The following is a 21,616-nucleotide window of genomic DNA, read 5'->3' as shown; positions in this document are numbered from 1 at the left end:
TAAAAATTTGAAGATTTATTTCTTCATTAGAATTTATTTCGAATGGAGGGGGTTTCTATGTTCCAGTACACAAAACATAGAAAAGTATTATTAATTTATTTAATCCTATTACTATGTTTCATACTAGTAAGTATAAGTCCCCAGGTGTACGCTACAGAGAACGAAACAAACATATCCGTGTACCCAACGCCCAAAAATATGGATGTCAAAAAAGGCTTAAGATTTCCATTAACACCAAAAGTCGGTGTTGTTGTTCCTAATGAATATGATCCAACGGTTTTAAAAGAATTAGAACAAGTACTGAAATCCTTCAATGTGAAGAAAATACAGAAATTCACTCCTCATGATAAAGTAACCACACCAGTAACTATTTATTTAAGCAGTAATTTGAAAGCCCCATACATTGTTACCCAATTAAACACATTAGATATAGAACCCCAAAGTTATCCTGCAGAGGGTTATCTCTTGGCATCAGGAAAAGGAAATGATGGAAAGAAAAAAATAATAATTGCAGGCGAAGATTGGGATGGAACTTATTATGGAGTGAAAACCCTTAAGCAGATTATAGAACAAAATTCTGGACGGGCCAGTGTTCCTGAACTAGTAGTAGAAGATTATCCAGAAATGGAATATAGAGGAGTAATTGAAGGGTTTTACGGTACGCCTTGGTCACATGAAGAGCGGGTTGATCAACTAAAATTTTATGGTGATAATAAGATGAATACTTACGTCTATGCTCCAAAGGACGATCCTTATCATCGGGATGCATGGAGAGAGCCTTACCCCACTGGTAAACTGAATGAATTGGCGGAGTTAGTGGACATTGCTAAAAAAAATCATATTGATTTTGTATTCACAATTTCTCCTGGTTTAGACATTTGCTACTCGGATAATCAAGACTTTAACTTGCTTTTTGAAAAAGCGCAAGCATTATATGATGTAGGTGTTCGTGATTTTGCTATTTTATTCGATGATATTTTCATGGAGATGAGTTGCAAGATGGACGAGAAAATGTTTGGAGATGAACCTAGTCCTACAGCAGCAGCACAAGCATTCTTACTTAATAAATTTCAAGATAAATTTATTGAAAAAAATGAAGGTACAAACCGTTTAATAACTGTACCGACCGAATATTACCAAGAGGGCACTAGTCCCTATAGAGAGCAATTTGCAGACTTGGTAGATTCCAGTGTTCTTGTTTATTGGACGGGTATTGGAATTACAACTGACACTATTACAAACGAGGATGCACAAAGGATTTCAGATATATTTAAGCATGATTTATTAATTTGGGATAATTATCCTGTTAATGACTTCTCTGAATACCGAATTTTTTTAGGTCCGTTAACCGGAAGAGATGCAGGCCTAACAGAACATGGTGTTCATGGTTTAACTGCAAATCCAATGGAACATGCAGAAGCATCAAAAATTCCGTTATTTACTATTGCAGATTATACATGGAATCCAAAAGACTATACTTCTAAAGATTCATGGGATGCTAGTATTAATGATTTCACAGGATCTTATACGGAAGAGGTAACAACCTTTGCGGAAAATGTATTATCTTCACCCTTAAACCAAAGTGAATCGAGAACGATAAAACCAATAATTGATAAGTTTTGGGAAGGTTTTAATGGAAGAAATGATTTTCAGGAGATTGCAAGTAACTTATATAATGAGTTTTTCATACTTGAAAATTCTGCTGACACTTTAGAAGAAGATTTTACAAATAGGGAATTCATAAAAGAGATGAACCCATGGATAGATAAAATGAGACATTACGGCATAAGTGGAAAGTTAGCAGTACAAATGGTACGTGCAAATTATAATGGTGATACGGAATTAGCCGAAAAATATAAAAATCTGCTTGAATATGAGCTAGAACATGATACAACGGATGTTGTCTATAGAGAAGATCAAATAGCTTCAAGGCAACTCGATGGGATTAATAAGGAGAGGGGCTGGGCTGAGTTCGTAATGTACACTCCGGAATATGGAGAAAGCACGCAAACAAATCAGTGGGGATTTGAAATCACAGTGATAGATGGAGAGGTTACCGATGTGGGAGGAAATAATTCAACTATCCCATCTGATGGCTATGTCCTAAGTTTACATTCTGGTGGAGATGGTGACTGGTTAGCTAATAACTCAATCGTTGGTGCAAGCTCTTCTATTAGTGAAAACATTGTTACATTAGAAATTGAAAAAGGTGAATATGATATACCTAATGAAGCGAAATATGGATTTAATGTTTTTGAACCATTTATTAATCAAGCACTAAAAGTGGTTGATTAGAAGTCGTTTGTAGTTTTACCACTAATAGAAATTAAACAAAGTTTGTCAGATGAAACATTTGACAAGAGGGCTTTGTGAAAGCAGTAGGATTAATGAAAAAGACGAGTAAGGATGATCTTAAAAATGAAGAAGCCGATAAAAGAAATCATCAATCGTTCCTTTCCAATATTAACAAATTCCGAAAAAAAAGTAGCAGCATTTGTATTAAAGAATTTAGAAAATGTAATATATTATTCGATAACTGATCTAGCAGACAAAGCTGGCGTTGGTGAAACAACGGTTCTACGATTCTGCAGAAAAATTGGTTTAAAAGGATATCAAGAATTTAAACTTACTATTGCGCAAAATATACCAGAGGATAATGCGAAAGAAAATTCTGGGTCTATAAATCTTATTCAATCCATCTTAGTAAATACTACAAAAGCCTTAGAGAATACCACCACAATGATAAACGATGAGAAACTAAATAATGCAATTGAGTTACTCCATCATGCGCGTTCGATACACTTTTTCGGAGTTGGAACCTCAGGTTTAACAGCTCAAGATGCAAAAAGTAGGTTATTGAGAATTGGAATCATTTCAGAAGCAATTACAGATCCACATCTACAAGCAATGTCAGCTGCAACATTAACGAGTGAGGATGTTATTGTAGCACTTAGTGTATCTGGTAGCACAAGAGATACATTAGAGTCCCTTGAAATAGCCAAGAAATCAGGAGCAAAAATTATTGCGATAACTTATTATCACCGATCACCAATTACACAGTTTGCAGATGTCGTTTTACCAGGGGGTGCTATGGAATCCCCACTAGAAGGGGGGTCATTAACGGCTAAAATCTCTCAGCTTTTTGTAATTGATTTACTATACACAGGATTAGCTTTAATGAAGAAGGATAAAGCGCTTGAAATGAAAAAGAAAACAGCAGAAGCAGTTGTAAATAAAATCTATTAAATTAAAGGAGGTGAATTACAATTTCTGTAAGAGATAGACAACTATATTATTAGTAATAGGGTGTTATAGAAGAAAATAGTATAAAAATATGGAGGGACAGTAATGAAAAAGTGGCTTCATATCCTACTGACAGTAATTATTGTTATGACAATGACAACTCCAATTCAAGCTGCATCAGACAAAGGCCGAGAACAGGTACTATCAAATTTAGTTAAAAATAAAAATATGAAAGGCCGAGTACTTTGGTATGATCTATCAGCAAATATTCACAATCTAAATACACCCGAAAAAGTTTCAGAAGTTGTCCAAAAAACAGCGAATGCAAATATTGACACGATTGTATTAGATGTAAAAAATTACACAGGTTTCGTAGGTTATAATAGTGAGATCGCTCCTCATATGAGTGAAGCAAATATCTCTAATTACAGTGATTTTCCAGCTGGATATGATTTATTAGCTACTGTTATTGAGGAAGCAGATAAGCATGGGCTTGAGGTTCTTGCAAATGTAAACGTATTTTCTGAAGGGAATAATACTTACAAAGATGGTCCTGCTTTCGACCATCCCGAGTGGCAATCTCAATTTTATACAGCTATTAGGGTAGTAGAAGCAGTAAATGGTGAGTCAACAGAAATTGACGGTATCAATACAGATAGAGGTAAGGACCAGCTTGTTCTTTATACGCCAGATCAATATGATCAATCTCCTTCTAATAGATGGGGCGTGGAGATTCAAGTTGTTAATGGAGAAATTACTGCGATTGAAGATAGATCGATAACTGGAGCTGACCCATTAGAAGTTCCTGAAAATGGGGTGTTGTTATCTGCTCATGGAGAGGCGCGTAATTGGGTATTAGAGAATTTGAGAATTGGAGATAAGATTGACCATGAGAAGACAGAACAAAATTTTATTCCAGCATCTGAATACCCAGCTTCATCGGTGTTCATTAACCCAATTAGAGAAGATGTTCAAGAATATGAACTCAGTATCATTGAGGAGATTATTACAAATTATGAGGTTGATGGTATTGTATTAGATCGAGCAAGATATGCAAATGAGCATGCAGACTTCAGTAATTTAAGTCGTGAAAAATTTGAGGAATACATTGGCGAACCAGTATCGAATTGGCCAGAGGATATTTATGAAATTCAATTAGACGGGTCAGAGAAAACAATTGAGGAAGGTCCACAATACAAAGAATGGATTGAATTTAGAGCGCATAATATACAGTCTTTCTTTACAGAAGCTGAAAACCTGATCCATTCTTATGAAGAGGATTTGATATTCACTACTTATGTCGGCTCCTGGTACCCACTTTATTACAATGAAGGGGTAAATTGGGGAAGTCAAACATATCAGCCTGATTACGATTGGGCAAGTGAAGATTATCATAAGACTGGCTATGCAGAATACCTTGATTTTTTAATGACAGGCAATTATTACTATGAAGTAACTGAAGAGGAATTAGAAGGATCTGGACTGCCGTATTGGTATAGTGTGGAAGGCTCAGCTCAATTGGCAATGGAGGTGGTCAATTATGCGACACCATTATATGGCTCCCTTTATCTTGCGCAATATAAGAATGATCCCGAACAGTTTAGAAAAGCAATAAAAGCCGTAGAGGATAATACTCATGGAACGATGCTATTCGATTTGGTATATTTAGAAAACTATGACTGGTGGTCTATTTTGGAAGAGGAATTTGCCAATAATACAAACGCTCCTCATCAAAATCCTGGAATATTGAAAATGATTAGAGAAGACAACTAGCATATACGAATAATTAATTATCTTTATTTTATGGACTGGGTAATCCAGTCCATTTTTTAATAACGGATTAACTCGCTGTAATGGCATGAAAGTAATTCATTTTAATATTAATAAGTTTAAAAATTATTTTTAAAATTAAAAATAAAACAAAAATATTTTTTAAAAAGCATTGATATATGTTGGTTGACCAATTAAGATATACATAAGAAAGCGTTTTCTTGTGTATATCAAGCTGACTATTAATGAAAGGGAGGAAAGGGAAAATGGGGGAAAGTGTCAAAAAGATCACATTAGCTTTACTTACGGTATTACTTTCTATCGGGTTAGTAGCTTGTAGTGACGGAGAGGAAGATGCAGGGGCGGCATCCGATTCTGGTTCATCGAATGAGCTATCAGGAGAAGTCACGATGTGGACCGCATCTTTATCAGGGGAACCGTTTGATAGTTATTTTGCTGATTTGGAGCAACAGTTTGAAAAAATCCATCCAAACTTAGACGTGATAATTGAAGATATCCCACAAGGGGAAATTGAACAAAAGGTATTAACTTCTCTTACTACAGATGATGTCCCCGATCTTGTTAACTTAGCACCCCGATATATGGTTAGTATTGCAGCTCAAGGCGGTCTTTTGGAATTAGATGATTTAGTTAGTGAAGGAACAAAGAGCTCTTTCTTAGAAGGTCCTTTTGAATCAGGGTATTTTGATGATCATTTATACGCTCTTCCATGGTACTTAACAACAACTGTTAGTTGGTATAATGACAATCACTTCGAACAGGCCAATGTAACTAAACCTCCTCAATCTACTAAAGAAATTTACGATACAGCAAAAACAATTACAGAAGCAACTGGAAACCCTTCTTACTATCAAATTATTAATGAAGGAGACACGGTTATTCAAAAGATGATTACACTTGCAAATGGGGAACCAATTGTAGAAGAAGGTAAAACAGTGTTAGCAGATAATGAAGCTATTGTAGAGTTCTTTACTTTAACACAACAAATGTACGAAGAAGGTATTATGCCTCAAGAAAATGCCGAAGGTTCGTTCTCTACTGCACAGGAATTATATATGGCAGGTAATCTATCTTTGCTTGAGAGCGGTGTTACTTTCCTAGGTCCGATTGAATCTGGTGCACCAGAAACCTATGAAGTCTCAAAAGCTGGGCAACCGTTAAATGATCCAAATGCACCAGTTAATGTTGCTGTAATGAACTTCTCTATCCCTGCGAAAACAAAAAATCCAGATGCAGCAGTTGCATTAGCAGAATATGTAACAAATGCTGAGAATCAACTAGAATTTGCAAAAGTTGCAGGAACCGTACTGCCTTCAACTAAAGAATCATTAGAAGCTGTTTATTTTACAGATCCAGGTGATTCACCAAAAGCATTGGGAATGCTTGAAGCGTCAAAGACGCTCGAACGGTCAAAAGTATTAATTCCACCACTTGAAAATAGTGCAGAACTACGTGAAATCGTAAAGATGGCTTTTGTTAAAAACTTACAAGGGGAAGTAACATCGGAAGAAGCCTTAAAAGAAATCGCTGAAAAATGGGATACATCTTTTGAAGAAACGGGTATTGCACCGACATTTTAATGTGGAAAAGATGAGACTAGCAATATTGCTAGTCTCTATATATAGGAGTGAATACGATGAGTAGAATCACCTTTTCGCTAACAAAAAAGAGAATGATAAAAAACATCACCCCATGGTTGTTTTTACTTCCATCCATTGTGATTCTGGTGACATTTTTAATTATACCAATTGTTGAAGCTTTTCAATGGAGTTTTTTAGATTATAAGATTATTGCTGGTACAAGTGAATTTGTAGGATTTTCTAATTTTAAGGAAATATTTTCAGATGAATTATTTTGGAAAGCACTGGTTAATACAGTTTTATATGTGGCTATTGTTTTACCCTTAAATGTATTTCTTCCAATGATCTTAGCCGATTTAGTCAATCAAAAGGTGCGCGCAGTAGGATTGTTTCGTGTGCTTTATTATTTACCAGTTGTTACTCCAATCGTTGTCGCTGCTTTGATGTGGAAAATGTTGTACTCACAAGACGGGGCTTTATCAAACTTCTTAGTAGGGATCGGGATCATTGATGATCCAATTAATTTTCTTACTAATTCAACAACTGCATTAATGGTTGTCGCTTTTATCACAGTTTGGAAAGGTCTTGGATATTATATGATTATTTACTTAGCCAATCTACAGTCCATTCCAAATCAATTATATGAGTCTGCCAGTATCGATGGGGCAAATAGTATTCAAAAATTCACAAAAATTACAATGCCAATGACGGTACCTTCAATGACGTTGGTTTCGGTTTTAACAATTATAAATGGACTGAAAGTGTTTGAAGAAATTGCATTAACTACTAATGGTGGTCCAGCTGGGGCAACGACAACGCTTGTTATGTATATATATGATAAATTTATGAATCTGGAAGTTTCGATTGCTTCTGCTGCTGGCTTGGTGTTATTGGTATTAGCTATTGTGGCATCTTTACTCCAAATGAGGTTAACTAGCAAACGTGAAGATGATTTGAGGGCATAAAGGAGCTGGAAAAATTGGATTCTACGAAGTGGAGAAAACTATTGGTTTACAGCTTGATGATTTTTATTACTGTTATTACGGTAGGTCCTTTTCTATACACTTTATTTATTGCTTTGAAGTCTTCAGGTCAAGGAATATATGATGGGATACTACCAACCGATCCGACCTTTACGAATTTCGTCTATGCGTTTAATCAAACCGATTTTCTGCAATATTTATGGAATACCGTAATTGTTACTGCAATTGCAGTTCCATTCAACCTGTTATTTAGTAGTATGGCTGGTTATGCACTTGCTCGAATTGACTTCAAAGGAAGAAGTATTGTACTAACCATTATTATCTCTACTATGACAGTACCATTTCAACTTTATATGGCACCACTCTTTCAAAGTGCTGGGGAATTAGGTTTACGGAATACTCATGTTGGACTAACAATCTTACAAATTTCAACAGCCTTTGGTATATATTTTATGCGACAAGCATTCTTAAATGTTCCGAAAGATTTAGAGGAATCTGCTTATTTGGATGGAGCTAATCGTTTCCAAGTTTGGTTCAATGTTGCTATACCGCTTGTGAAACCAACACTAATTTCTCTCGCAATCTATACCTTTACTTTTACTTGGGGAGATTACTTATGGCCATTAATTAATACAACTGAAAGTAGCATGTATACCCTGTCCATTGGGTTAGCTCAGATGTCACAGAACTTTAATGGTGGGAATTTGAAATTAATTAGTGCAGCATCTATTTTAACCACCATACCAAGTTTATTAATATTTATATGGTTACAAAAGTACTTTATTTCAGGTCAGACAGATGGTGCATTAAAGGGATAATGGAAGATTGTACGTTGTCTAAAAAACTACTTTTAATGAATAATAAATACATAGGACTAGACTCCCTATTCTTAACTTAATATAGGAATGATAGGGTCCATTTTTAAGGAGAGGTAGCATGAGAAAATTCCTAGCAATAGATATTGGGGGTACGTTTATTAAATATGGTGTACTTACTGAAATGGGTAACCTTATTAACAAAAATGAAATACTAACAGATGCTCATCTAGGGGGAGCAGGAGTATTAAGAAAAGTAAAAAAAATAGGTAAACAATCTTTGGAAGAGCATGATCTAAGAGGGATTTGCATTAGTACAGCTGGTCAAGTGGATTCAAAGAAAGGGGTGATCTTGTATGCTTCATCCCTTATCCCTGATTACACAGGTATGTCAATTAAGAAAGAGTTAGAAAGTTATTTTGGCTTGCCTGTAGAGGTTGAAAATGATGTGAATTGTGTTGGATTAGCAGAATCATGGGTTGGAAAAGGAAAAGACGTAAAAAGCTTGTTTTGTATAACTATTGGAACAGGAATCGGTGGGAGCTATATTATTGATAATAAGCTACATACTGGTCATAGCTTTAGTGGAGGGGAAATTGGTTATATTCCAATAGAAGGAAGCCAATTTGAAGAACTTGCATCTACAAGAACACTTATTAAAAATGTAGCCATTAAAAAAGGCATACCTGAAAAGGCAATTGATGGGAAGCAGATCTTTGAGTTAGCAAGAGATGGAGATGAAATTTGTAGTCAGGAAATAGAAAAACTGGTTTATTTTTTATCGAAAGGAATTTCTACTATTGCTTATATGATGAATCCAGAAATGATTGTTATTGGAGGAGGAATAACCCATCAAAAAGATTATTTGTATCCATTAATCATGGAAGAATTAGAGAAAGATCTTATTCCTTCCATTCTCCGTAAAACAAAAATAGAAATTGCAGGTAACCTTAATGATGCAGGAATGATTGGAGCATTACGTCACTTTCTAATACAGGAATCAATGAAACCATTTAATCGAATTACAACGTTAATTGAATCAAATAAACATAAACTCACAAAAGGAGAAGGAAGAATAGCAAAGTATGTCATGATGAATCTTAGTGATGTGCCAAGTAAAACAATCTCAGAAATGGCTGATAAGATAGAGGTTTCTGAATCGATGATAACCCGATTTTGTAAAAAATTAGAAATTGGTTCATTTAATCATCTTCGTTTAATGGCTAAGGAAGCAATTGTAGGTACACGAATACATGACAAAACGGAAACAAGTAGTTTAATGGAGATAAAGCAAAAGTATATTAATGTACTAAATAAACTCGAAACATTAAATCAACCAAAGGATATCTCAAAGTTGAAAAACCAGTTTCTAATAGCAAAACAAATATTAATATATGGTTCAGAAGGAATGGAGTTTGTTATTAACCAAATAAAATACAAATTAATGCAATTTGGAATTCCTGTGGACGCTTTTTCGACTAAGTTTCAAATGGAGATGTCAACGCATTTAATGCAACCAGAATCTATTGTTATTGGGATTAGTATATCGGGATTTGATTCAAATATTATAAACATACTACAAAGCGCGGAAAGTAAAAATGCAATTACAATTGGTGTTACGAGTCAACGTGATTCCCCAATTTCAGAGGGGGCCGATATTTCGTTTCTAATTCCATCGTCAAACGATTTGGAAGCGGATGTATGCTCAATTCATGAGGTATCGGTATTTTATTTACTGGATATTTTTTTAAAAGAATTTCAACGTAAAATTCAGAAAGAGGTGATATAAGATATTGTTCATAAGGCTATGTGGTAATTGTTAAAATTAAATAAGAGGGTGAGAGCCTATGAGAATTATCTATATTCCAATAGATGAAAGACCTTGTAATACGGAAATTGTTAAAAGAATAGCGAATTCAACACCTGAAATTAAACTAATTTTACCGCCAAATGAATTTTTTGGAAACAAAAAATCTCCCGCACATACCGAGGAGCTATGGGAATGGCTGAACGTGGAAGCAAAGAATTGTCACGCACTTATCCTTAGCATCGATATGCTCATATATGGCGGGTTGATACCATCCCGTCTACATTATTTGTCTGAAGATACAGGTATGAGATGGTTGAACAGATTGCGTTCATTCCATAGAAACCATGCTAACTTACCCATTTATGCATTTAATTTAATTATGCGCACACCAAGTTATAGTTCAAGTGATGAAGAGCCGGATTATTATGAGGATTGGGGGCGTGAGATATTTTTAAACTCGTATTTGCATAACAAGAGTAAGCACGAAGATTTATCTCAGAAGGAATTAATTCAATTACATGATGTGCAACTTCGATTACCAGAAAAGTATGTTGAGGACTATGAAACTAGAAGGGAATATAATCTTCATATTAATGAATCGATGCTTGAACTAACGAATGAAGGGGTTTTCACCTTTTTAGCTATTCCTCAAGATGATAGTTCGGAATATGGCTATACAGCAAAGGACCAAAGAGTGATTCTATCTAAACGAGAATCCTTACATTTATATGAGAAGGTATTAATTTATCCAGGAGCAGATGAGGCAGGTGCCACATTACTGGCACGTGTATATAACGATTTAAAAGATTGTTGTCCTAAAATATTCCCAATATGGAGTAGTATACATGGACCACAAATCACCCCCATGTACGAGGATCGAACATTTGAAGAGAGCATGAAATTCCATATACGAGCTGCTGGCTGCTTACTGGTAGATGATGCTAATAGTGCAGATCTAATCCTTGCTTATAATACACCTGGACTTGTAATGCAGGAATCTTGTGATCAGTATAATAAGGATGCAACTTATACTAGTTTTCGAGATATGAAGGAATTTGTTAGCCAAATGAAGCGTTATATTCTTCATGGGAGAAAGATAATTGTAGCGGACTCGGCTTATGCAAACGGGGGGGATTTTGATTTAATAACGCTAATGGATGAAGAAGGGATTCTCGATAAAATAGTATCTTATAAAGGGTGGAATACAAACTGCAATACGTTAGGTACGACACTTTCACAAGGGGTTATCGGACAGAATGGATATTCAGAGCGGTTACAGGAAAATATAATATATCATTTATTAGATGATTACTTCTATCAAGCTGAAATTCGTAAGGAATTGACAACTAAATTCCTGCCAAATCATAATTTGAGTTATTTTGATCTAAAAAATAAAGCTGATTTAGTAAACAAGGAAAGAGATAGACGAATGATTTGCTATTTTACAGAAAAGATTAAAAATAGTTTTCCTCAGATTAATATTGAGGAGTTGTACACATACGCCCCATGGAATAGAATGTTCGAATGTGGCGTTCGATTGAAAGTAAAGTTTCTAAGATAGTATGAATAATGTACTGCTCAAAAACATTTTGGATTGAATTAAAAATAGAAACGAGGGAGATCGTTTTGTTGACTCAAGATAGTGCTGACGTAATTATTGTAGGTGGAAGTCTGGGGGGCTGTATGGCCTCTTTAGCAATTGCTAAAATGGGATTAAATGTCATCATGACTGAAGAAACAAATTGGATTGGTGGTCAGCTTACAAGTCAAGCAGTACCTCCAGATGAACATCAGTGGATCGAAAAATTTGGTTGTACTTCTACATACCGGGAATTTAGAAATCGAGTTCGTAACTATTACAAATCTAACTATCCGCTAACGAAATCTGCAAGGGATAATGAATTGATAAACCCTGGAAACGGATGGGTTAGTCGATTGACCCATGAACCAAAGGTTGCGTTACAGGTAATTGAAGATATGCTATCCCCTTATCTTAATAGTGGCAGAATTCAGATACGCTTAAACTTCAAACCAGTAGATGCCAGCATGATTAAAGATAACATTACTTCTGTTATTGTTCAACATGTATATAATCATATAAAGGTAGAATTAACAGGTAAATACTTTTTAGACGCAACGGAATTAGGGGATCTTTTACCATTAGTAGGTGCCGAGTATGTAACGGGAGCAGAGTCCCAAAAAGATACTGGAGAACCTCATGCATTAGAAGAAGCGAATCCATTTGATACACAATCGATTACACATGTTTTTGCTGTTGATTACGTAGAAGGTGGGAATTTTACAATAGAGGAACCTGAGCAATATAATTTTTGGAAGAAATTTGTCCCTGAATTTTCTGATATGCCGCTATTAAGTTGGTACACCGTAAATACAAAAGATACAACAAAACTAAGAGAATTTACTTTACTCCCGAATGATAAAGGTATTCCTTCTTTATTTACCTATCGCAGAATACTAGATGTGATGAATTTAAAAGAAAATCTATATGAAGGCGATATTTCGCTCATTAATTGGGCACAAAATGATTACTTTTTAGGTTCAATTATTGACGTTTCTACAGAAGAAAAGGAAAAAAACTTAAAGAATGCGAAACAACTTAGTCTCTCTCTTTTATATTGGCTACAAACCGAAGCTCCTCGTTTAGACGGAGGAAATGGATATCCAGGATTACGACTGAGGAAGGATGTCCTAGGTACAGAAGACGGTCTAGCTAAATCACCATACATTCGTGAATCACGCAGGATTAAAGCCGTGTACACGATTACAGAACATAATGTAAGTCGTGAGTTAATAGGTAATAAAGGGATACATAGCTACTTTGACAGTGTGGGAGTAGGAAGTTATCATTTAGACTTACATCATACGACAATAACAAATCGAGCTTTTTATATTCCCTGTTATCCTTACGAAATCCCATTGGGGGCATTCCTGCCGATTCGAATTAAAAATCTATTACCAGCATGTAAAAATATCGGGACGACTCAAATCACCAATAGTTGCTATCGCTTGCATCCAACAGAGTGGAATATTGGAGAGTCTTCTGGGTATCTAGCAGCTTATTCAATCCTTAATAATATAGATGCCCATGTAGTCCGGCAAGATCAGAGTCATTTATCAAAATATCAAAATCTATTAAACAAATTTGGCATCCAAATCCACTGGCCAGAAGTTTAGATTTGTCCTGGTTAACAGAGGAAGTAAAGACTCATAACTCACCTTAAACAAAAGAGAAAAAAGGTGTGGAATCATTCTGTAAGAGGCCTATACTTATTGAAAATACTTTTAAAAAAACGGGTTGGGAAAGGAATTTTGATGTTGTGAAGAAATTTGAAAAGGTATTTTATAGTCAATTTCTAAACAAGAATTTTGATTACTATCTCTTAACATCCGATGATACAGTTAATGCATATGTTTTGTATATGCAAGATGGCAAAGATTATTTAGAATTAGGAGGATTAGAGAACACCGTAGAGAATATAATAGAATCCTATCCTGAATTAGCTAAAAAGCTTGTTTTTGTTTTAATACACCCTGGAGATTCCCTTGAGAGATGGCATTCCTACCATCATAGTGGCAACAATTTTTGTATGTATATTCAGTTCATGAACGATGAGTTCATTCCTGAAATTGAGGCTTCGTTAAAAAGGAATGTTGTAAAACGGGGGATTCTTGGGAGTTCACTAGGTGGGAACGTCTCGTTAAATATTGCGATAAAGGAACCTAGTAATTGGACACATCTGTTACTCCAATCTGCAGCAATTTCAAAGAAAGACATTGCTGTTATAAACAATGTCGCGATACTAAATTGGAATATTTATCAAACCGTGGGGATAGACGAGGAACAGTTTGTTTCTCCCATTACCAAAGAAAATCTATATATTCTAACGAGAAATCGTGAGTTATATCATACGTTTCTTAAGCAAGAAGCAACAGTTCAGTATAAAGAACAAAAGGAAAGACATGAATGGGCGTTTTGGGAAAAGGATTTAACTAGTGTTTTAGATTTTTTTATAAATACCCCGTAATGAGTTATAGCAGAGCCAAGCAGTTTATTAACTACTATAATGTTATATAGCATAAAAACTAAATTTTGTAATGTATCTAGTAGCTTCTAAAAATAAAAAAGTAGTAAAAAACCTCCATAAACATTTAATGGAGGTCTTTTACTACTGGGTTTGTTTTTCTTTGATAAAAGGTAATTATTACCTATCAAAAAAGTTGTCATTAATTAGCCCAACCATGAAAGCGCTAAGAAGGTTAGTATATTGCTAATAAGTCATTTTATCCCAATTTTTACTACCTATATTCTGCCATATTTTATTCATTAAATGTTCATTTTTTGTATGATAAAACTTGAACATTTTCTGACATCCAACACATCAATATTGTTTTTCAATGGTTATGGTATTAATATTGATGATGGATTTTGTGAAGTGTGTAACAAAAGTATTTCAATATATTTTCATTTAAACAACATGCAGGGGAGGGTATCTCTTATGAAAATGAAATGGGTGATGCTAGCATCGTTATTCACATTATTAGCGGTTCTTACTGGTTGTGAGCCATTATTAGTATTAGACCCTGAAGGTCCGCAGGCTCAAACCCAGGCGAATGTCATCTGGATATCAATTGCTATTATGTCTGTTATTGTAATTGTGGTATTTGCTATGTTGGCTTATATCCTATATAAATACCGCGCATCAAAACAATCAGACTCATATGAGCCACCGTATATAAAAGGGAATGTTATAGTTGAATCACTTATTGTAGGGATTCCGGTACTTATCGTAATCGTACTATCTGTAATTTCAGTTCAAAGTAACTATAAAGTAGAAGCTACTCCAGAAGGATATGAGAATGATGAGCCACTAGTGGTTTATGCTTCTTCTTCAGATTGGAAATGGCATTTTAGTTATCCTGAACAAGATATTGAAACGGTTAACTATCTTTATGTTCCAACTGATAGACCACTAGAGTTTAGACTTTATTCTTATGGACCAATTACAAGCTTTTGGATACCGCAACTGGGCGGTCAAAAATACGCAATGTCCGATATGATAACTACGCTGCATTTAGCCGCAGATAATGCTGGAGAATTTATGGGTAGAAATGCGAACTTTAGTGGGGAAGGTTTCGCTGAGAATACATTCAGCGTAGAAGCAATGCCGCAACAAGAATTTAATGATTGGGTGAAAGAAGTCAAACAAACAGCAGATCCACTAACGGAGGATAAATTTAATGAATTGCTTGAGCCCGGTCATCTTGGTCAATTAACCTTTACAGGCACACACTTAGAATTCAACCCTCCACCACAAGGGCATCATGAAGGTCATGGTGCTGGTTCGGAAGGTGAACATAATGATGAATCTAGTTCAGAACACGATGCACATGGTGAACATGAATCAGATTCCGGTCATGCAGATGAAACAGAGGAAAACACAGAGCATCAACATTAAGAATTAGTACATCTGGGTTATCCGGAAAGGAGAAATAAGAATGGACTTTTTTGAACGATTTCTAATTCCGCATCCGAGTCCAATTATTTACGCATCGATGGCTGCTATTGTTCTTACTACAATAGCAATCATCGTCGGTCTTACCTATTTTAAAAAATGGGGATATCTATGGCGTGAATGGCTTACAACGGTTGATCATAAGAAAATAGGAATTATGTATTTAATCTCTGCCTTGCTCATGTTGTTTAGAGGTGGAGTAGACGCTATCATGATGAGGGCGCAAACATCCATGCCAGAGAATACGTTATTGGATGCACAGCACTATAATGAAATATTCTCTACGCACGGTGTTGTAATGATCTTCTTTATGGCAATGGGATTCATTATTGCTTTAATGAACTTTGTTATTCCTTTACAAATTGGTGCAAGGGATGTAGCATACCCACGGTTAAATGCTGTTAGTTTCTGGCTGTATTTTATGGGAGCAATGTTATTTAACTTGTCATTTGTAATTGGAGGTTCTCCTAGTTCTGGTTGGACGTCCTATTTTCCACTGGCGGGTAGTGAATTATCGCCTTCGGTCGGAACGAATTATTATATGCTTGCACTACAAATTTCTGGTCTAGGTACGTTAATGACGGGTATTAACTTTATTGTTACCATCCTAAAAATGCGTGCCCCTGGCATGACCTTAATGAAAATGCCGATGTTCACATGGTCAGGACTAATTACAAATATTATTATTGTATTTGCTTTCCCAGTCTTAACCGTAGCATTAGCGATGGGAACGATGGACCGTTTGTTTGGAACCAATTTCTTTACAACCACAGACGGTGGTATGGATATGCTTTGGGCTAACCTATTCTGGGTTTGGGGACACCCTGAGGTCTATATTCTAATTTTACCGGCCTTCGGAATTTATAGTGAGGTTATCTCTACCTTTGCTAAAAGGAATCTGTATGGATATAATTCCATGGTCGCTTCGATGGTCGTTATTTCCTTGTTATCCTTTGTTGTATGGGTTCACCATTTCTTTACAATGGGGCAAGGAGCAATGGTAAATAGTATTTTCTCTATTACAACGATGGCAATTGCCATTCCAACAGGAATTAAGATCTTCAACTGGCTCTTGACCCTTTGGAAAGGAAAAATTGTGTTCACGGTGCCGATGCTCTATTCATTAGCATTTATCCCGATCTTTACGATTGGTGGAGTTACCGGTGTGATGCTTGGAATGTCAGCAGCAGACTATCAATATCATAATACGATGTTCTTAGTGGCTCATTTCCACTTAGTAATCATACCAGGTGTTGTATTTGCAATGCTTGCAGGTCTAACTTACTGGTGGCCGAAAATGTTTGGGTTTATGCTTAATGAGCGTATTGGTAAATGGGCGTTTAGTTTCATTTCAATCGGAACTTGTGTAGCATTCTTCCCAATGTTTATTTCTGGATTAGATGGGCAAGCACGTCGTATGTACACGTACTCTGAATCGACTGGTTTTGGTATCTGGAATATGATTTCCTTTATTGGTGCAATCGGTCTGGCCATTGGATTTATCCTAATCGTATACAATATCTACTATAGTACGCGTTATGCTTCTAGAGATGTTGGAGACGACCCTTGGGATGCACGTTCCCTTGAGTGGGCAACGCATAATCCAGTACCTGAATACAACTTTGCAATTACACCACATGTTAATTCTAGTCAAGCATTGTGGGATTCGAAGAAAAATGGTCATACGTTATTTAGAGATGGACTGAAAGAAATCCATATGCCAAACAATAGTGGTGTCCCATTTGTTATGAGTGTCTTCTTCTTTATCTTTGGATTTTCATTTATCTTTAGTATGTGGATCACAGTCATAGCTTCTCTAATTGGTATTTTTGCTTGCATGCTTCATCGTTCGTTTGAGAATGATCATGGGCATCATATTTCCGTAGAGGAAATTAAAAGAACAGAATCGGAAGTGCGGGGTGCTAAAAATGAATAATAATAATACGCAACCGCTTGAATACAGTACAGAGCAAGGACGTATGAATATACTTGGTTTCTGGATCTTTATTGGAGCAGAAATCATGCTGTTTGGAACGTTATTCGCTTCGTATTTCACATTAGAAACCCGTACAGGATCGGGACCAGCTGGTGCGGAGATTTTTGAACTGCCACCAGTTCTTGCGGAAACACTTTTATTATTAACGAGTAGTTTCATTATTGGTTTAGGTATCCATGCAATGCGGCTCGGCAGAAAAAAGGCAATGATGACATTTTTCATCATTACGCTTATTCTAGGAGCAGCCTTCTTAGGTTTTGAGATATATGAATTCATTCACTATGTTCATGAAGGTGCTAGTCTACAAACAAGTGCTTTCACGTCCATCTTGTTAACAACCTTAGGAACGCATGGGTTGCACGTTACGTTTGGCTTAGCGTGGGGGATCGTTATTCTAATTCAAGTAATTAAACGAGGATTAACTCCGCAAACAGCCAATAAGTCATTCATATTCTCTCTTTACTGGCATTTCTTAGATGTTGTTTGGATCTTTATTTTCAGCTTCATCTATTTGAAAGGAATGATGTAAATGAAAGAATTATTCCCAGCTAAACACGTCATGGGCTTTATATTTTCACTAGTGTTAACTGGTGTTGCACTATCTGTGTATTTCTTCGATATGTCATTTTTCATGGGAATGACTATTCTGCTTGTTACAGCATTTGCCCAAGCTGCATTGCAGTTAGTGCTGTTCATGCATGCCGGTGAATCTGAAGATAAGAATACGATTTACACCAGTGTATATTATGGGATCATTATAGCTGTCATCACTGTACTAGGTACGATGCTAGCAATGATCTGGGGTTATGTATAAAATAAAAAAGCAATCGGCGAGAAATATTGTCGATTGCTTTTTTATGTTTTTTGATCACAGCACAAGTGACACATTTCTTTTGTTTGCTTCATTTTTATTTATGAAAGGGTTCTTCCATTTTCTTATTACGCTTTTCTAGCATTTCCTCTGTAGCAACAAAGAATATTCCCATTAGAAAGATAAACACTGCCCCCATGATTGTACCAATGCCAATGCCGGTAATTGTGCTGTATCCGCTTACAAAAAATCCATATAAAAACAATGCAATTCCGATCAATAATACAGTTGCCCCTACATACGTAACAGCATGAAGCATTTTATCATTCTTTTTCATCTCGCTCATCCTCCTTATACATATATTATTCACATTGTTCACAAAGTTGTCAAATACTTTACAAAAAATTGTTAAAAAATCCAATTGACATAATTAGTTCACTCTCATAGACTATAATCAAACAATCAAATAATTATTTGACTGAGGTGACGGTATTGATGAAAGACAATGTTCAAATGAAAAATGATACATGTGAAACATTCTGTTTTGATGAAGATAAAGTAAATCGAATTCAACCGAAGATAAATAAAGTAGAAGGTGTTGAACAGATCTTTAAAGCACTTTCAGATGCAACTCGTTTAAAAATCGCCTATGCACTCACACTAGAGAAAGAACTATGTGTTTGTGATGTAGCTAATATAATCGGTTCTACAAAAGCCACAGCATCCCACCACCTTAGACTTTTGAGGAATATGGGTTTGGCAAAATATCGAAAAGAAGGGAAGCTGGTTTTTTATTCGTTAGAAGATGAACACATTCATCAATTAGTAACGATAGCTACTGTTCATGCTAAAGAGGGTGTAGCAAGTGAAGGAAAATAAACAAGTTTATCGTTTAGAAGGCCTATCATGTACAAATTGTGCTGCGAAGTTTGAAAAGAATATTCGCGCTATCGATGCAGTTGAAGATGTTCAGTTGAATTTTGGGGCATCCAAAATAACGGTTCAAGGGGAAGCGACCATTGATCAACTTGAAGAAGCTGGTGCTTTTGACGGAATTAAAGTTTATCCAGAACGTCAACGAATGGCTCCGAAGAAACCTTTTTGGAAGAAACGTGAAAATATAACGGTAATGGTTTCGCTATTATTAACAATGGTTGGGTATGGTTTTTACTTCCAGATAGGAGAAGTCAGTCCGATAACGATTGGAATATTTGCTGCAGCGATCCTAATTGGTGGTTATGATTTATTTAAAGTTGGATTTCAAAACCTTATTAAGTTGCAGTTTGATATGAAAACACTAATGACGATTGCTATCATTGGAGCTGCTATTATAGGTGAATGGGCAGAAGGTGCAGTTGTCGTATTTCTCTTTGCCTTAAGTGAAGCATTGGAAGGGTTTTCGATGGATAAAGCAAGACAATCCATCCGCTCCTTAATGGATTTAGCACCAAATAGAGCAACGATTCGTCGTGGTGATACTCTTATTGAAATCGATGTTGAGGATGTCCAGATTGGTGATATTATGGTCATTAAACCTGGACAAAAGATTGCGATGGATGGTGAAGTTGTAACTGGACAATCTTCCATTAATCAATCTGCTATAACTGGGGAGTCGATTCCTGTGTATAAGTCGATTGGAGATGAGGTGTTTGCTGGAACAATTAATGAAGAAGGTTCTATGGAGATTCGGGTTACCAAGTATGCCAAAGAGACAACGATTGCTAAGATTATTCATTTAGTAGAAGAAGCACAAGCTGAGCGAGCTCCTTCTCAGCAATTTGTTGACCGATTTGCAAAATACTATACACCTGCGATCTTAATCATCGCTTTCTTGGTTGCAGTTATCCCACCATTATTTATGGGTGCTGTTTGGTCAGAATGGATCTATAGTGGTCTAGCTGTTCTTGTTGTTGGTTGTCCTTGTGCATTAGTAATATCAACACCTGTGGCAATTGTAACGGCAATCGGTAATGCAGCAAGGCAAGGTGTATTGATTAAAGGCGGTATTCATCTAGAACAAGCTGGTAAGTTAGATGCTATTGCATTTGATAAAACAGGCACACTTACAGAAGGAAGGCCTGTAGTTACAGATGTCATTCCGGTAGGTAATATGACAAAGGAGGATGTCCTTGCTACTGCTTCAGCAATCGAAGCCTATTCGCAGCACCCACTTGCTTCAGCGATTATCCGTAAAGCCAAAGAAACAGGAGTAGTGCGATGTGTGGCTACTGATTTTCAGTCTTTCACTGGTAAAGGGGCAAAAGCCTTTATCCAAGAAAAGGAATATATCATTGGCAGCCCCTCTTTACTCAGTGAAAAGCTAAATCGTTTAACTGAAGTGGAACAAACCGTTCAACACATGCAATTAGAAGGAAAGACAGTCATGTTGCTTGGATCAGAGGTAGGTATTGAAGGTATCATTGCTGTTGCCGATGAAATTCGCAGAGGCAGCCCAACTGTTATTCAAAAACTAGTCCAATTAGGTAAGAAAACGATTATGTTAACCGGAGATAATCAAGCAACTGGGCAAGCAATTGGGGAGCAAATAGGTATTTCAGAAACAAGAGCAGAACTTATGCCAGAAGAGAAACTTAATGCTATTAAACAACTAAGTAAACAACATGGAAGTGTAGCAATGGTGGGAGATGGAATTAATGATGCTCCTGCTTTGGCTGCGGCTGACATTGGAATTGCTATGGGTGGAGCGGGAACGGATACTGCTATGGAGACTGCAGATATAGCGCTTATGGCAGATGATCTCGGTAAGCTTCCATTTACGATGGATTTAAGTAGAAAAACATTACAAGTAATAAAGCAAAATATTATTTTTGCTCTAGGGTTGAAAGTTATTGCCTTGCTTCTGGTTATTCCAGGTTGGTTGACCTTATGGATTGCTATTTTTGCAGATATGGGTGCGACATTGATTGTCGTCTTAAATTCATTACGGCTGATGAAAACCAAGGTTAGTGAGTAATGGTAAAGTGTAACCTCAAGCTTTGAGAGGGTTACCTCTTCGGATTAAAGATACTGCTTAATGCTAGTTACAACTGATA

Annotated in this window: 17 protein-coding genes; 16 read left to right on the top strand and 1 reads right to left on the bottom strand. The window is 36.1% G+C overall.

Translation table 11 applies throughout. From position 1 onward, the window contains the following. Positions 1–42 precede the first annotated feature (42 nt). From JKP73_RS18920 to qoxD, 14 genes are all read left to right on the top strand, one after another. Positions 43–2,295, top strand: coding sequence for a glycoside hydrolase family 84 protein (locus tag JKP73_RS18920; RefSeq protein ID WP_308436511.1), 2,253 nt, complete (start codon positions 43–45; stop codon positions 2,293–2,295). Between the two features lie 123 nt (positions 2,296–2,418). After that, the gene (locus tag JKP73_RS18915) at positions 2,419–3,246 is read left to right on the top strand and encodes a MurR/RpiR family transcriptional regulator (RefSeq protein ID WP_038245858.1); all 828 of its coding nucleotides are present in this window, start codon (positions 2,419–2,421) and stop codon (positions 3,244–3,246) included. Between the two features lie 102 nt (positions 3,247–3,348). Then, positions 3,349–5,016: an alpha amylase family protein gene (locus JKP73_RS18910; protein ID WP_200411671.1), complete on the top strand. Its 1,668-nt coding sequence runs from the start codon at positions 3,349–3,351 to the stop codon at positions 5,014–5,016. 263 nt (positions 5,017–5,279) lie between these two features. After that, a complete protein-coding gene (locus JKP73_RS18905; RefSeq protein WP_200411670.1) occupies positions 5,280–6,614 on the top strand; it encodes an ABC transporter substrate-binding protein in 1,335 nt (444 codons plus the stop codon). Between the two features lie 56 nt (positions 6,615–6,670). Then, positions 6,671–7,579 carry a carbohydrate ABC transporter permease gene (locus tag JKP73_RS18900; RefSeq protein WP_160807554.1) on the top strand — a complete coding sequence of 303 codons (909 nt, stop codon included), beginning with the start codon at positions 6,671–6,673 and terminating at the stop codon, positions 7,577–7,579. A gap of 14 nt (positions 7,580–7,593) precedes the next feature. Continuing rightward, positions 7,594–8,415 carry a carbohydrate ABC transporter permease gene (locus tag JKP73_RS18895; RefSeq protein ID WP_160807553.1) on the top strand — a complete coding sequence of 274 codons (822 nt, stop codon included), beginning with the start codon at positions 7,594–7,596 and terminating at the stop codon, positions 8,413–8,415. 118 nt (positions 8,416–8,533) lie between these two features. Next, positions 8,534–10,201, top strand: coding sequence for an ROK family protein (locus JKP73_RS18890; protein ID WP_200411669.1), 1,668 nt, complete (start codon positions 8,534–8,536; stop codon positions 10,199–10,201). 58 nt (positions 10,202–10,259) lie between these two features. Then, complete coding sequence (locus JKP73_RS18885; RefSeq protein WP_200411668.1) at positions 10,260–11,783, top strand: DUF4127 family protein; 1,524 nt, start codon at positions 10,260–10,262, stop codon at positions 11,781–11,783. A gap of 68 nt (positions 11,784–11,851) precedes the next feature. After that, the gene (locus tag JKP73_RS18880; protein ID WP_438874672.1) at positions 11,852–13,417 is read left to right on the top strand and encodes an FAD-dependent oxidoreductase; all 1,566 of its coding nucleotides are present in this window, start codon (positions 11,852–11,854) and stop codon (positions 13,415–13,417) included. Positions 13,418–13,560: 143 nt separating this feature from the next. After that, the gene (locus JKP73_RS18875) at positions 13,561–14,268 is read left to right on the top strand and encodes an alpha/beta hydrolase (RefSeq protein ID WP_200411666.1); all 708 of its coding nucleotides are present in this window, start codon (positions 13,561–13,563) and stop codon (positions 14,266–14,268) included. Positions 14,269–14,739: 471 nt separating this feature from the next. Beyond that, positions 14,740–15,699 carry a cytochrome aa3 quinol oxidase subunit II gene (qoxA, locus tag JKP73_RS18870; protein ID WP_021290510.1) on the top strand — a complete coding sequence of 320 codons (960 nt, stop codon included), beginning with the start codon at positions 14,740–14,742 and terminating at the stop codon, positions 15,697–15,699. A gap of 40 nt (positions 15,700–15,739) precedes the next feature. Next, on the top strand, positions 15,740–17,692 hold the full coding sequence (qoxB, locus tag JKP73_RS18865; protein WP_021290511.1) for a cytochrome aa3 quinol oxidase subunit I: 1,953 nt from the start codon (positions 15,740–15,742) through the stop codon (positions 17,690–17,692). Beyond that, positions 17,685–18,281, top strand: a complete 597-nt coding sequence (gene qoxC / locus JKP73_RS18860; protein ID WP_021290512.1) for a cytochrome aa3 quinol oxidase subunit III — start codon at positions 17,685–17,687, stop codon at positions 18,279–18,281. Before qoxB ends, qoxC begins: the two co-directional genes overlap by 8 nt. After that, on the top strand, positions 18,282–18,566 hold the full coding sequence (gene qoxD, locus JKP73_RS18855) for a cytochrome aa3 quinol oxidase subunit IV (protein ID WP_021290513.1): 285 nt from the start codon (positions 18,282–18,284) through the stop codon (positions 18,564–18,566). 94 nt (positions 18,567–18,660) lie between these two features. Here qoxD and JKP73_RS18850 read toward each other — a convergent pair whose 3' ends face one another. After that, the gene (locus JKP73_RS18850) at positions 18,661–18,900 is read right to left on the bottom strand and encodes a hypothetical protein (RefSeq protein ID WP_021290514.1); all 240 of its coding nucleotides are present in this window, start codon (positions 18,898–18,900) and stop codon (positions 18,661–18,663) included. Positions 18,901–19,058: 158 nt separating this feature from the next. Between JKP73_RS18850 and JKP73_RS18845 the strand changes: the two genes are divergently transcribed. Together JKP73_RS18845 and JKP73_RS18840 are read left to right on the top strand one after the other, a co-directional pair. Then, positions 19,059–19,442 (top strand): ArsR/SmtB family transcription factor, encoded by a 384-nt coding sequence (locus JKP73_RS18845; protein ID WP_021290515.1) that lies wholly within the window; start codon positions 19,059–19,061, stop codon positions 19,440–19,442. Further along, positions 19,429–21,537 carry a heavy metal translocating P-type ATPase gene (locus JKP73_RS18840; protein WP_200411665.1) on the top strand — a complete coding sequence of 703 codons (2,109 nt, stop codon included), beginning with the start codon at positions 19,429–19,431 and terminating at the stop codon, positions 21,535–21,537. Before JKP73_RS18845 ends, JKP73_RS18840 begins: the two co-directional genes overlap by 14 nt. Positions 21,538–21,616: the final 79 nt, after the last annotated feature.

It is taken from the genome of Virgibacillus salexigens (genome assembly GCF_014905415.1).
Classification (GTDB): domain Bacteria; phylum Bacillota; class Bacilli; order Bacillales; family Amphibacillaceae; genus Virgibacillus; species Virgibacillus salexigens.
Note: the sequence above shows the minus strand (reverse complement) of the source record. Positions and strands in the feature narration are given on the sequence as shown.